This window comes from Neisseria sp. SLRRB23, from assembly GCF_050896295.1.
GTDB lineage: Bacteria > Pseudomonadota > Gammaproteobacteria > Burkholderiales > Neisseriaceae > Neisseria.
This window is the reverse complement of sequence record NZ_JBPBFH010000117.1, coordinates 1-397: the sequence shown is the minus strand read 5'-3', so window position 1 is coordinate 397 and position 397 is coordinate 1. Positions and strand designations below refer to the sequence as shown.

At 54.9% G+C, this 397-nt stretch carries 2 pseudogenes; one reads left to right on the top strand and one right to left on the bottom strand.

The annotated features are described in order from the left end of the window. Positions 1-132: pseudogene (locus tag ACRPFF_RS11370) on the top strand (TatD family hydrolase); the annotation flags it as partial. Between the two features lie 121 nt (positions 133-253). Here ACRPFF_RS11370 and ACRPFF_RS11365 read toward each other — a convergent pair. Continuing rightward, positions 254-397 (bottom strand): annotated as a pseudogene (locus ACRPFF_RS11365) (virulence factor TspB C-terminal domain-related protein); the annotation flags it as partial.

Here is a 397-nt window from a genome sequence, read left to right as displayed (position 1 = left end):
GCGGAAATGCCGTCCGAACACGGTCAAATCCGTATTGCGCTGGGCATCCATCCGTGGTTTTCAGACGGCATTGTGGAACAGGATTTTGCCGGTTTGGAAGCCGTATTGGCGCGTTACCCCCGAGCGTGGGTCAGCTACCGTTTGGATACGAAATGCCGTCTGAAGCCCCGAGTTTCAGGCGGCATATTCACAAAGGCGCATCAGCCGGAGGAGAAGAGGGGGGTTGTTGGAGGCGGCGCAGCGTTTGGCGGAGAATTTTTTCCGCAAACACGCATAACGGCTGATAGCTTGCCTCATAACTCTTGCCGAAAACATGAAAGGTTTTCGGCTGCGGACATACGCCGTTAGACCTGTCTCTTATACACATCTCCGAGCCCACGAGACTCGACGTCATCTC